The 12,420-nt window shown below is 58.1% G+C and carries 14 protein-coding genes; 1 reads left to right on the top strand and 13 read right to left on the bottom strand.

Going from position 1 to position 12,420, the window contains the following annotated elements:
• Positions 1-101 precede the first annotated feature (101 nt).
• A complete protein-coding gene (locus ECL_RS02185) occupies positions 102-359 on the top strand; it encodes a PerC family transcriptional regulator (protein ID WP_237558160.1) in 258 nt (85 codons plus the stop codon).
• A gap of 161 nt (positions 360-520) precedes the next feature.
• Here ECL_RS02185 and ECL_RS02180 read toward each other — a convergent pair whose 3' ends face one another.
• The 13 genes from ECL_RS02180 to ECL_RS02120 form a co-directional block, all read right to left on the bottom strand.
• Positions 521-925: a hypothetical protein gene (locus tag ECL_RS02180; RefSeq protein WP_007372621.1), complete on the bottom strand. Its 405-nt coding sequence runs from the start codon at positions 923-925 to the stop codon at positions 521-523.
• Positions 926-936: 11 nt separating this feature from the next.
• Complete coding sequence (locus ECL_RS02175; protein ID WP_013095177.1) at positions 937-3,735, bottom strand: conjugative transfer ATPase; 2,799 nt, start codon at positions 3,733-3,735, stop codon at positions 937-939.
• The gene (locus ECL_RS02170; protein ID WP_035943490.1) at positions 3,735-4,154 is read right to left on the bottom strand and encodes a TIGR03751 family conjugal transfer lipoprotein; all 420 of its coding nucleotides are present in this window, start codon (positions 4,152-4,154) and stop codon (positions 3,735-3,737) included. Before ECL_RS02170 ends, ECL_RS02175 begins: the two co-directional genes overlap by 1 nt.
• Before the next feature lie 41 nt (positions 4,155-4,195).
• Complete coding sequence (locus tag ECL_RS02165; RefSeq protein ID WP_013095175.1) at positions 4,196-5,719, bottom strand: TIGR03752 family integrating conjugative element protein; 1,524 nt, start codon at positions 5,717-5,719, stop codon at positions 4,196-4,198.
• Positions 5,716-6,624 carry a TIGR03749 family integrating conjugative element protein gene (locus tag ECL_RS02160; protein ID WP_013095174.1) on the bottom strand — a complete coding sequence of 303 codons (909 nt, stop codon included), beginning with the start codon at positions 6,622-6,624 and terminating at the stop codon, positions 5,716-5,718. Before ECL_RS02160 ends, ECL_RS02165 begins: the two co-directional genes overlap by 4 nt.
• The gene (locus ECL_RS02155; RefSeq protein WP_013095173.1) at positions 6,624-7,268 is read right to left on the bottom strand and encodes a PFL_4703 family integrating conjugative element protein; all 645 of its coding nucleotides are present in this window, start codon (positions 7,266-7,268) and stop codon (positions 6,624-6,626) included. Before ECL_RS02155 ends, ECL_RS02160 begins: the two co-directional genes overlap by 1 nt.
• A complete protein-coding gene (locus ECL_RS02150) occupies positions 7,265-7,639 on the bottom strand; it encodes a TIGR03750 family conjugal transfer protein (protein ID WP_007372615.1) in 375 nt (124 codons plus the stop codon). Before ECL_RS02150 ends, ECL_RS02155 begins: the two co-directional genes overlap by 4 nt.
• A 9-nt stretch (positions 7,640-7,648) precedes the next feature.
• On the bottom strand, positions 7,649-8,014 hold the full coding sequence (locus tag ECL_RS02145; RefSeq protein ID WP_007372614.1) for a TIGR03745 family integrating conjugative element membrane protein: 366 nt from the start codon (positions 8,012-8,014) through the stop codon (positions 7,649-7,651).
• Between the two features lie 13 nt (positions 8,015-8,027).
• Positions 8,028-8,273 carry a TIGR03758 family integrating conjugative element protein gene (locus ECL_RS02140; RefSeq protein ID WP_007372613.1) on the bottom strand — a complete coding sequence of 82 codons (246 nt, stop codon included), beginning with the start codon at positions 8,271-8,273 and terminating at the stop codon, positions 8,028-8,030.
• On the bottom strand, positions 8,264-8,581 hold the full coding sequence (locus tag ECL_RS02135) for an integrative conjugative element protein, RAQPRD family (RefSeq protein WP_007372612.1): 318 nt from the start codon (positions 8,579-8,581) through the stop codon (positions 8,264-8,266). Before ECL_RS02135 ends, ECL_RS02140 begins: the two co-directional genes overlap by 10 nt.
• Before the next feature lie 205 nt (positions 8,582-8,786).
• Positions 8,787-9,548 carry a TIGR03747 family integrating conjugative element membrane protein gene (locus tag ECL_RS02130; RefSeq protein ID WP_007372609.1) on the bottom strand — a complete coding sequence of 254 codons (762 nt, stop codon included), beginning with the start codon at positions 9,546-9,548 and terminating at the stop codon, positions 8,787-8,789.
• Complete coding sequence (gene traD / locus ECL_RS02125; RefSeq protein WP_013095172.1) at positions 9,529-11,646, bottom strand: type IV conjugative transfer system coupling protein TraD; 2,118 nt, start codon at positions 11,644-11,646, stop codon at positions 9,529-9,531. Before traD ends, ECL_RS02130 begins: the two co-directional genes overlap by 20 nt.
• Positions 11,643-12,419, bottom strand: coding sequence for a hypothetical protein (locus ECL_RS02120; RefSeq protein WP_013095171.1), 777 nt, complete (start codon positions 12,417-12,419; stop codon positions 11,643-11,645). The genes traD and ECL_RS02120 overlap by 4 nt, the downstream gene beginning before the upstream one ends.
• Between the last annotated feature and the right edge of the window lies 1 nt (position 12,420).

The following is a 12,420-nucleotide window of genomic DNA, read 5'->3' as shown; positions in this document are numbered from 1 at the left end:
GAAGTCTCCGATATGGGGGTTCAGATGCCATTTTCCGTAAGCGCGCTGAGGGTTAAATAAAGAACTGTGATTGCGTCTGTGGAAGAATAGCCGGCAATGTCATGACTGCCTGGCGATGGAGATATATGGAACTGAAAGACAGTATTGCTGAAAGTCTGGAACACCGGGGGCAGTGGCGCCGTGCCGCCCGCCGGTGGCTGGCTGTGATGGACCTGTCGGACGACGATGCCGTACGGGAAGCCATTGCCCGTCGCAGGGAACACTGCATCAGTATGGGCGCAAACATAGCACCGGACGGACGACGAAATGAAACACGACGCCTGTATAAAATGCAGAGTCGCTACAACAATGGCTACTGACAACTCGGGACTGGCATCGAAGAGGCAGACTGTAATGTTTCAGACACGATATTCCCGAAGGACTGAAAGGCAAATCAACGCGGGCTCTTTGCCGCCCGCACCCGCAGCCTGCGTATTTGTCAGACAGCAGACTGCGCTGTCCGACAAACACGCAGGTCCTGTTAACTGCAGATTTCCCCGCCCGTAACTCTGTCAATCTCCTTCAGTACCCACAGCAGGTCGGTGGCGTCGGGTACGCAGACATTCCAGCGCAGGCCATTTCTGAACTCCGCTTCACCGGGCCACAGCGTATTGCCAGTCACAGTGATCAGGATATCCAGTTTTTTTTCATTCTCATCCGTCAGGTGTACCGCCACGCAACTGCGACGGCCAACACGGTGCGGGTAAACCGACAGCAAAAACGGTGTTTTCAGACGTTTCAGTATTTCCCGCAGCAGCGTATCAAGCGACACGCTGTCAGACTGCCCTATCGAGGCCATACCCTGCGGCGGTACGGTAAAAATGACAGACGCAATCAGCGCTTTGTCCGCAACGACCATCGGCGGTGCCATAGTCAGTTTCTTCATGAATTCCCCTGTCAGATACTCAGTCCGCGATTTTCATCAAGCCGGCGCGCAACATGAAACGCAGCCTCAAGTTCACTGCACTGTAATTCATTCATAATGAGGCGTCTTTCAGCTTTCTCTTCTTTTTCTGTCATACCCAGAGCAAGGTAGAGGCTCGGGGGCACGGCACGGAACAGGGCCTGCACCTTACGTGACAAAATAACGCCTTCCGTATATTTTTTAGGAAGTTTGGTGGCAGACAACAGCATCGCCTTCTGTTCACTGTTCAGCGTTTTAAAACGCGCTATCTGCTCCACTTCATCAGGGGGCATCACCAGACAAATCCACCACTCCGCCATATTGAGCATCTTTTTGGCCGTATCCGGAAAGTCGGCCAGGTTCTGCGTGAACAGCCAGAGCCAGGCACCCAGCTTACGCCACATTTTCACAATCTTGGTGGCATAAGGCCCCATCAGGGGATTTGCGGTCACGATATGCGCCTCATCGATCGACACGATAATATCCCGGTCACTGTACTGCTCGCGCTCAGCAATATTGTTGATGGTGTTGAGCAGGGAAATCACCGCAACGGCCATCTGCGCCTCATAGCCTTCGCGCGCCAGCGTACCAAGGTCAACGATGGTCACATCAGCCTCCGGCCACGGCGTACCCGGACGGTTAAACAGCTCACCTTCAAAGCCTTCGGTAAACATCCGTAGCGCTTCCGACATTTCCTCAGCACGGGCCCGGCGCGCGGCCGTACGCCTTTCGCGCCCGTCCTCACCCATCCCGGCATCCCGGGCGATGCCCTGCAGCGCAAACATCAGATCTTCAGGCAACATCTGCCGTCCGGCCTCAAACGTACTCCGCGCAGCGATCATGATGGCTTCCCGGATCATCCCGCGATCGGCGCGCGTCATTCTCTGCTCCTCCGCTGGCTCGCCGCCGGTAATCATCAGGCGTGCTGCAATCTCCATCTCACCCAGCACATCACGTTTTTCATCCTTGTCCTCATCGTCATCAATATCCGGCAGGGCGTCTTCACTGATAATGAGTTCATCCGGTTTTTCCTGCATCAGCAGATGCGAATCACCGAACGGCGCCAGCGAGATGGCCTTACCGGGCTTGATGCTGACACGATGAACGGTGAGTCCCAGGGACTCAAAGTAGTCTCCGGCCAGCCCGAAGCTGTTACCCGCCTCCAGTAAAAAGATACGTGAACGGTAAATGGCTATCATTTGTGCCAGCTTATCAAGTGCGGTAGCCGATTTACCTGCACCGGTCGGCCCAAACAGCAGGAGGTGGGCGTTCTGCGTACGGTCATTTTTGTTGAGGGGATCGACGGACAGCGGACCACCGCCCCGGTTAAAAAAGGTAAAGCCCGGGTTGCCGGTGCCGGTATCACGCCCGTACACCGGCGCCAGGCAGGCAAAATGCTGCACGAACATCAGACGGGTATACCAGTTGTGCCGGTCCTGCTCCGGATTAAAGCACATGGGTAATGCACGCATGTAGGTGCTGAGCGGCCCGATATCATGCTCCGGGTTTACCGGCTCCAGCCCGCAGTTCAGTAGCTTACTGCTGAGGTCGAGATAGCGACTGTCCAGTGAAGGCAGGTCGCGGGCTTTAATCAGCAGGGTAATGGCCGCGCGATACAGTTTATGCTTATTACCCAGGTAAGTGCGGGCGGTGGCCGCATCCTCCCGGGCACGCAGCGAATCCACGTTCTCCCCCATCGAGTCACGACTCAGCCGGGCAAAGTTTTCCTCCAGCTTGTCCTGCGGATGGATAACCAGCGTCATGACAAGCACCGTACCTTCCGGCAGCAGGTCCATAATGGCGTTGATATTATCGCCACGGCGGACCTCGCCGGTCAGGTGCCCCGTGGTGGGTGCGCTGCGCAGACGAGCCACCGGCACCGCCCTGTGCGCCACGTCATCAAACCACCATACGCCTTTCTCCGCATCACTGCGGGGGCGGGTGAACCACAGGCTTTCACTGAAATCATTCAGCAACGGCAGTTCGCCAGGAGCGTCGTCAGTATGTCTGGCACAGCGATACAGTGTGGCCTTATCCACCCACGTTGGTTCAGGGTTGAACCAGCGCAGCAGCCAGCTGTGGATCTGCTCGCCGTTCTGGCGCTGGCACTGAATACCGGCACCGCTCATGGCGGCCGTCAGGCGATCGCAGACCTGCTTCAGCAGCACCTCGGGGGCCATCGGGTCACGATACGGTGACTCCACCCAGCGGTAGATGACCATACGCGTACGACGTATCTGACCGCGCCACGGCGCACCGGTGACGGCCTCATCGACAAACAGGCCTTTTTCAGTGGCCACATTCTGCAGATGACGGGCCTGTTCCCTCAGCCAGGCGTCGGTGAAGTCGGTGCCCTGCGCCCGGGGCTTAACATACCCCCGGATCTTATCCATATACACCATCAGGTCAGACTCGTCCTGACAGTAGAACTGCACCACCCACTGATGTGTATCCAGCTCCGGAAGACTGTCCTGCAGGGCGTTTTCGACCACGTCGCGAATTTCCTCCAGGCGGGAATCCGGACGCCCCTCGGTGCCCACCGGGATGATTTCGTAAACTGCCCCGACCGACACGCCGTCATCAAGCAGGATGCACTGATGTTCAGGGAGATATTCCCCCCAGGGAATGTGATCGATGATGGACGGAGCCGTCTCATACAGCTTCGCTTCCTCGCTGCGGGTCAGACGTCCCTCGCGCGTCAGGGGTTCATGGCCGTTAACAGAAAACGGCCCGTCACCGTACTGGTGTGCTTCCTGCGCTTCAGCCCTGCGACGGAAAAGTGAAAAGGCCATTACAAATCCTCCGTGCGCTCGCCGGGCAGCGCGTACTGTACCTGGCTGTAGAAGGGAAATACGGTGCTGTAACCGGGCACCGGCGTGTTGCCGTCGGCCAGATGCGGGAAGACGTACATCACCAGGTCGGGGTTGGGCAGGCGCGGAAACGTCTGCTGGATTTCATTCTCCTGGGTGCGGCTGTAGCTGTCCCGGGTCTGCCGTGAAATAACCCGCTCACTGTCCGTAACCGGACGGCGCAGGGTGGTCCGGCTCTCACCGGTTGCATGGGTGGCTGAAGCACCATCATTCCACAGTTCCAGCATGGTGCTGTCACCCGGCGGGAGCATCTCATCTTTTGATGTGCTGCAGCCGGCAAGCAGCAGTGCCACGGCTCCGGTCAGGAAAAGCGTGACGGGACGCAGACTGCGCCACCTCATCACAGCGGTATCAGGGATATCATTTTGCATCAGTCTCTCCGTCAGTCCATGCCCGTGCCGCTGCCGGCCAGGCTGAAATCGTATTTAACCCTGCGGCCTTTTTCCTCGTAATCGATGGCCAGCTGGCGCGTGATATGCAAAGCCACTGTCTGACCCGGCGGCACGTAGATGGCATCAAACGTCTGGCCATAGCGGGCCTTCACCCAGTCAACGGTCTCACGCATGCCGCCGGAGAGCGCTTTACCCAGTACGGCCTGACCGGCATTACCGGTGAGCGTTGAGGTCACGCCACCGTAAGCGTTGGTCTGGCCGGTACTCTGGTTTTCCGCCACGGCATCACCCGCCGCACTGGCGGCCGCAAGTGCGGCGATGGTCGGCAGATAGGTCGAAGCATTGCTCTTGCGCGTCCCGGAGATGCAGGGAATACCGTTATCATCGGACAACCAGCCAATACTGCTGCTATTACCGCCCTGACTGTTCTGATTACTGCTGTTTCCGTTCTGCCCCTGTCCGTCAGGCGAAGGCAGCGTCCTGACCGTGCCGTCGCTGAAGACAAAAGTGATGCTGGTAATGGAGCCCCGCACGCATGACAGCGTCCAGTCGCCCGTCGCCGTGCCGGAAACAATGGCCCCCTGCACGTCAGGCAACTCGATGCCGTTTGCCGTCAGGTTGTCTTTGCCAATCATCACCTTAAAGGGATAGGGGTCGGTCACTTTACCATCCACGGGGATGCGCCCCAGGAGTGCGGTCATCGCGCGACTGCCAACGAGGGTGGAATTCTCCGGCAGCGTGTACACCGGGTCGGTGGCCTTCTGTGCATCCGTAAGCTGCGTCTGTACCGCTGCTGTGGTGTTGCCGACGGCCTGTTTACCGGCATCAGCTGTATCAGCAAACGACGTGGCAAACGAGAAGCCTGTGGCGTTATTCTTGTTGCTGTCGGTCACCGGCCGGCCGCTGGCATCAACGGGGACACCGTCTTTTGGCTCCACCCAATGAAGTCCATCAGCGGAAGACGATACGCCGGCGGCGCCGCTGTTCAGCCCACTGTCATAGCCCAGCCCGATCGGAATATCACTGCCGGAGCCGCTGTTTTTTCCGGATTCCGTGCCGGCACCGCCATTGCGCAACTGATCCATCAGCTGTTTGACCTGGGTACTGAGATCGGTGACCTCTGCACTGAGCTGCTGGCGTTTCTGCGCCTCCTCGGCACGGGCATTGCTTACTGCCTGATTAATCTGCGTGTCCACATTGCTGTTGGTGGTTTTCAGGGCTTTATTTTCGTCGCTGAGCTTTTTGTTATCGTCCGCGAGCGTATCGAGACGGTCCTGCACTTTGCGGAAATTTCCCACCACCGTGCGCAGTGTGTCCTGCGGCGTGTCACCTTCAATACCCAGCGCTTTGAGATCTTCCGGCGACAGGTCCTTCAGCGCAACATTGCTGGCGGTATGTGGTGCAGCCGTCTGATTCCCCCCCCCTGAGCAGGATTTCACGCCCACCACCACCGCGCTGGCCAGTACCACCGGAACGGCGACTTTCACGAGAAGATTTGAGGAGGGTGCCTTCATTTTTTCGCTCTCCGTTTATGTCCGTCAGCGGGCTGCAGCGAGGGTGGCTCAGCAATGAAGGCACCCTCCGGGCGTCCGGGCGTCACCAGATAGAGGACCGTTGTATCCTCCGGTGTGCCTGCGCGCCCCAGCCAGCGGTGCTGGAAGGTGGCCGTGGTAAACTGACCTTCCAGCGCGCGGGGATCAAGAATGACCTTTCCGGCAGAACGGTTACGGACCTGCAGCGCGACGACGCTGCTGCCCTGCAGACTCCAGGCGGCCATCGGCGTGACGGTGACCGGTTCAGCAGGCATCAGTGTGGTGATGACGGAAGGCAGCTTCAGTGACACCGGGCTGATACCCGGCACCGGTTCAACCGTACGCAACGGACCGTACATGTTCTGGGCCGCATAGCGGGTCAGGACCACCGGCAGCGGTGCATTCAGTTTCGCGGGCTTACGGTCCGGCTTTGTGGTTTCCGTATCAGCCTGTTGAGCACTGCGGCCGGTGCTGTCACCCTCGCTGCTGACGGACTGCCTGTCACTGGCGGTTGCGGTGGCCACTTCGCCGTCATAGACAATTTTCACGGGTTCACGCGTGGTTTTTCCCGGTGCGGCTGATACATCGAGCAGAATAATTTCCCCGTTTTCCTTGTTCTGCAGCTCAAGCCGCGTCACCGGAAACGCCTCACTCGCATCGAGATACACCACGCCGCCGGTGCTCTGAATACGCAGCTTATTGTTAAGCGCGGGTGGAAAGCCGACACGCACGTTTTTATTCACAAAAACGATACGCTCCTGACCCACCGTCAGGGGAACCTGCAGCGGGATACGTTCCCATTTCATCAGCTCCACAGCGTCTGCCGCGCCCGACAGGATCAGTCCGGCGAGCAGGAGCAGACGGCATTTTTTTAACGGGTTCTTCATCACTTTTTCTCCGGCTCAGGCAGCGTGACGGCCTCCAGCCGCTGCGGGGTGGCCGCATAACAGTCCAGAGCAAGTCCGAAGGGATTGCGTTCCGGATCACCCTCCCAGCGCACCACTTTCAGCGGATAGCGGACCAGCGCACGTTTTACCGGCTCAGTGTGGTAATACTCATCCGCCACCAGATCGAGCTGTGCTATCCAGTGGTCCTGATCGAGAATGGTGACGCTGCGGCTGCTGTAGCCACGGCGCGGGATCTCATACACCACGCGCACGCGGTCCCGGAGCTCGTCGCTGTTTTTACGCATCTCCGCGTCTTTATTGAGAAAATCCTGGCAGGACGGCGTCAGGTAAGGACTCATCTGGGCAATTTTTGCCGGATAATCCACCTCGCCGTTCTTTGGCCAGGAATTGAGCTGCTGAAAGATATAGAAGGCAAAGCTGTACACGGTGGAAGGCGGCACTTCCCACCATTTACGGGTGCTGCCTGAACGCAGATCCGGCGGATTGTGGATGGTAAGTTCTGACGGTGCACGCATCCAGCCAATACCGGCCATCAGCATGCCAGCGAACAGCAGCGCACAGGCGATGCGCAGGGAGAAAATATGATTATCCCGCGCGGTCATGCCATTGCGGAAACGACTCATGACAGACCTCCGCGTTTTATCGCTGTGGTACGTTTCATCTCCCATGCCCGGCTGTTGAGGATCAGGGCACGGGACAGACCGGTACGACAGCGGATTTCCTCCAGGCGTTGCCAGATATAATTCTCCGGCTTACCGCGCTTGTAACCCGCAATCCAGCCCCCGCCGAAGAAGATGACGAACATCGGCATCAGCAGCATACAGGTGGGAAAGGCCAGCCAGCCGATAAAAGGTACCAGAGCCAGCGGCACCGCCAGCGGAATACCGGCAATGACGCCGGTGATGGCCGCCAGAAGAAATTCACCGGACGTGAAACCTTTCCACACCACAGGCGGGTTGTTCAGACGGTCAGGAAGGAAATCGATGACGGCCATAGAGTCTCCTTACAGAATGTCTGACGCTTTGGTCGCCAGAAAAATAACTACAAGGATAAGAATGATGCCCACCACACCGTAAAGCAGGAATTCCGTCCAGGAGCCTTTTCCCTTGCGGATATCATGGAAAGACGTGATGACAGCATGCGCCACGGCCAGAAATGCTCCCACGCTGACAAGCAGTCCGAGTGCGAGACCGCCCATTTTTGCGTAACCCATCATGATGTTGTACGTCCCGCCACCGCCGCCAGTCGTGGGTTGTTCAATGGGAGGAAGGTCGGCCAGGGCATTACCGGTAAAAAATAGCCCTGTCAGCAGTATGTGTTTTGCACGGGCCCGGATAGCCCGGTAACGCCTGAGTAATGTGGATATCATTGATATGGTCCTTTCAGTGGAAAAACAGAAACAGCATTGCCAGGTAAAGCACGATCAGTCGCACGGCAAGCTCATTGAACTGACGAAATGTCACGGATTTCGAGGCAACCCCGCGATAGGCCTGAACCAGCGCCCAGGCGCTGAACAGGAGAATGACGACTGCGAGCGTGCCGAGGATGAGCGTGTTCAGTTGCGAAGGCGTGAGGCTGCTGCCGGTGCCGGCGCTCCAGCCATTAAGCTGTGCACCGTTCATCGCCATGCCGGTGCCTGTGCGCGGTACTGTCCGGTGACAGAAGACGACGGTGACGCAGGCTGCGCGCGGGAGGGTTCAAGATAGGTTGAGATCCCCTGCTTCATGGTGGTGATATCGCGCGTCGCCTGCTGATAATCGAAGTAAAAGCGGGCATCCTGGGTCTGGTTCGCCACCACGCGGGCGCGGTCCAGCCCGGCCTGCACCTGGTCGAGCTGGCGCATGACCAGCGCGAGTTCATCTTTCTCTGAAGCGTGGCACTGCAGCGCGGGCAGGACGGCCATCAGCAGGGCTGTGAGGATTCGGGTATGAGGCATTCTGCGGCTCTCCGGTTAACGGGTCGTCGGCAGAGTGACGCAAAGCAGCCTGTCTTACAGCAGGAAATTCTTTATGTGTCAGCGAAAATTAATGCCTGAGTATGCCTGCTGAATCAGCTACCGTTTTGAGTCAAGATCAAAAAAAAGCCCGCACCAGCTGCGGGCTTCCGGGCATCATCCCGAAAACGGTACTGCGGGCGACTTTCTAGAGGTATTTTTTGAACGAGCCGGTCACCACGGCGAGCACACCACCGACCAGCAAGGCTGATGGCAGCAACAGCAGATTCGGCCACACCGCAGTTGGCCAGGCCAGATAGAGCATGCAGGGGCCATACAGGGCGGGTTTGATAAAGCGTTTGGCATGGTGATACACAAAGCTCGATTCATACCCCGCGCCGTAGCGACGCAGGTCACGTCTGACCAGCCCGTCCACCACGCCCGTGATGACAACCAGCGCGAACAGCGGCAGGCTGAGAAACAGGATCATTACCCGGATGAAGAATATCAGCGTGACCCAGACCGTGGCCTGAAGGTACACACCCAGCCAGCTCACAAGCGTGGCTCCGATTCCGTTCAGCGCCGGAATAAGCCCGCTACCTTTTTCGCTCAGGGATTTAAATGACTGCAGCCAGCCACTGAACCCGCTATCCACAAACAGCCACTGCCAGGCAACGTGCACCCACCGGCTGACTGTCTCAACCGGGGCGGCCATCAGCAGACTGCGCGTATACCCTTCCGAGAGCCAGTGGCTTTCTGCCACCATCACCTGATAGCTGTGGGCCGCGCCTTCTTCCGGCCACAACAGCGCAATACAGACATACTCGATAAGCAGGCTGACCAGGAGTGAACCGAGCAACACACCGATAAGGCCCATCGGGAAATCCCAGAGCAGCAGGCCAATCGGACCGGACTGTCGCTGTCGGGGCGTCGCGCTGCGCTGCCCGTTCTCACTGTCCTGCTGTGGCATCCGGCCCTCCTGCATACGTTATGTCACCACCGGTCCACCAGGTTTCACCGGTGTGGTAGTTTTTCTCCATGCTGTCAGCCAGATGCTTCAGGCTGGCCGGCATATGTGGGTCGTTGTTATCCGCCGGCAACGGCATACGGATTTTCCACAGTCTTCCCCCTTCCAGCAGTGCAAAGGCCTGGCCTTTCGGCAGATTGATGATGTCAGCAGGTCTTATCATCGGCACTTTTACCAGACTCACCTGGTCGTTAACGTTGCTGTTAAAATCCGTGCCTTCCCCGGGACGCGAGACGTCGGTGACACCCGATGTCAGTGTTTTCTGGTAGACATCCACTTCCGGGAGCTGATCGGTGAGCAGCATGGCGGTGTTTTTCTCGCGCACGCGCAGCATCACCAGAGTGTTGAAGTTACCCACCACCTGGTTCGCTTTGGCCGTACTGCCGATGCGGGCCTCGATGTCAGAAAGCGTCTGGGTGTAAGCCGTCACCTGAAAACCGGCACCACCGCCTTTGTTAATAAGCGGGATAAATTCATCCCCCATCAGCTCGTTAAACTCATCGCAGTGAAGGTTGATGGCCACCTTTGCGGATTTCCCCTCTTCCTCATCACCGAGACCGAACTTATAGATGTGGCCTCCCTCAGACACGAGGTCTGCGAACATGCTGTTTCCAACGGCGGCGGCCACCACCGGGTCGGAGAGTGCATCGAGGCCCACGTATACCACGCCTCGGGACTTGATGATATTGTGCCAGTCGAGAATCGGACGCGGATCGTCCAGGTCGGTGTAGTCTGGGGCGAGAAGCGCGGCCGTTTTGCCGGTAGTGAGTTTCTCCAGTAGTGGTAACAGGGATGCCACAATTTTATCGAAGTAGGTGCGATCGTACTGCACCGCGCTGCGCAGGCCGTCCAGCACCGGGTCCCAGAGTTTTTTCCCCTCCGGGCTGCCGAGCACCTGCTCTGACACCCAGATTTTCACGCCGTTAGGCCGTCCCTGGAGATGACGCGGCAGGTCCTTATCGCTGATCCCGCTCTGCATCATGGCTTCCGTTGTATTCATCAGCTGCGGCGCCTTTTCGCTCAGCAAGTTATCCACGTAAGTCTCATACAGCTCACCGATATTGGTGACATACCGCAGAATGAGGCCGTAGTCCGGGCGTTGTCCGAGGGCGACCAGCGCGCGGGTGATGATATTGACGAACCGCCAGGCAAATTCACGGAAGGCCGCGGAGTTACCTTCCCCCGAGAGCTGACCGGCCACGCGGGAGGCCACCTCGGAGATACGGCTGAACCGTCCGACGGCGTTATACCGGGCGCTGATATCGGGCCAGCCGAGGTGGAACACCCAGAAGTTATCCTGACGCCCCGCGCGGTGCGACTCTGCGTACATCCGCCGGAGCAGGTCCGCGTCCCCTTTAGGGTCAAACACAATGACCACCTCGTGTTCACCGGCGGCGTTTGTGCGGCGGATATCCTGGGTGATAAGCAGTTCCGCCAGTCGGGTCTTGCCCACGCGGGTCGTGCCGATAACGAGCATATGCCCGACGCGTTCGCCGAGATCGTAGGTCACCGTAGTCTCATCAGGCTCGACACCGTGATACACCGGGCTGCCGCCGACCGGGGGTAAAGGGCGAAAAGGGTTCAGCGCCGAATCCGTGCAGGTCAGCCGGCACAGCCAGGGGAGGCTGTACTCCATCTTCTTTTCCATCTCACGCGCCATGCGGTACAGCACGGAGGGCTGCACATAGATTTCGCACTCCGGCCGACGCGCCTCAATCAGCCGCTGGGTATGACGCACAGACCACTGAAAACCTTTCCCCAGAAACAGATGGCGCCGGCTGACCGGTATCTGTTCGCTGGTCAGTACATAACGGGGAAGACGGCGGATATTCTGCCGGTAGCGCAGAATTTTCATGCCCTCGCGGGTGCGCTTCAGGGCCAGAACGCCGAAACCGGCGGCCGTCACCCAACTGACAGAAGGCGAGAGTGCCACCGCCCACGGGGCGGTCAGGCAGATACAGGTCGCACTGGCCGCAACCGTTGCGGAATACAGTTCCACAGCCGGGCGCAGCAGGGATTCCATCACATAGCGATCGCTCATATACGCCCCCTGCTGGTCAGCCGGCTGAAAAATCCGGGACGTTTTGTTGCAGTACGCTTATCCCGCCATGCCATCAGAGACACAAGCAATTGCCATCCCTCATCCGGACACGAAAAATCACGCGGTGCAGCCAGTGCGCTGATGTCCAGGTTGTCAGCGTGTTCCCTGCACCATGACCCCACACTGAAATACAGCGACGTGGAATAGATATCGGTTTTCCAGCCTGCGGTATCCTCCCGGGCGCGATGAACGCGGTTGACATTCAGGTCCATGTGAAAGCCCTGTGCCGCATGCTGGCTCAGTTCCTCACGAAGGGCCAGATACACGGCCAGCAGGGGTTCATCGAACTCATAATGGTTCAGATGCACGCCATGCAGATACGCCATTTCCCGCTCATGAAACAGAAACCGTGCCAGACCGCTGCGGTGATTGCCGTCAGCACCGATATACCAGTCAATACCGTCATAGCTGTTGTAATACATGGAAGGTTTTTTACGGTCAGTCTCCAGGTAGTAACCCGGATTACGCTCCAGCATCGGAATGTTCCGGTCCATGCGTTTACCCCGGTGCAGAAACTCATGCCAGGTCAGCCCCTGATAGTCAGGATGGTCGGTGCCTTTTATGCAGAACACATTAATACTGCCCTGATCGGTCCAGTAATGCCGGCGGAGAAAACCACCGTACAGGCGCAACTTATGGTCATCCCATTTGCCGATAACCTCCCCCGCCCAGTGTGGCGGGTTAGCATCCGTTCTCGCCAGAAAATCACTCATC

Origin of the sequence: Enterobacter cloacae subsp. cloacae ATCC 13047 (assembly GCF_000025565.1) — a bacterium.
Classification (GTDB): Bacteria; Pseudomonadota; Gammaproteobacteria; order Enterobacterales; family Enterobacteriaceae; genus Enterobacter; species Enterobacter cloacae.
This window is presented reverse-complemented; position numbering and strand designations above follow the sequence as displayed.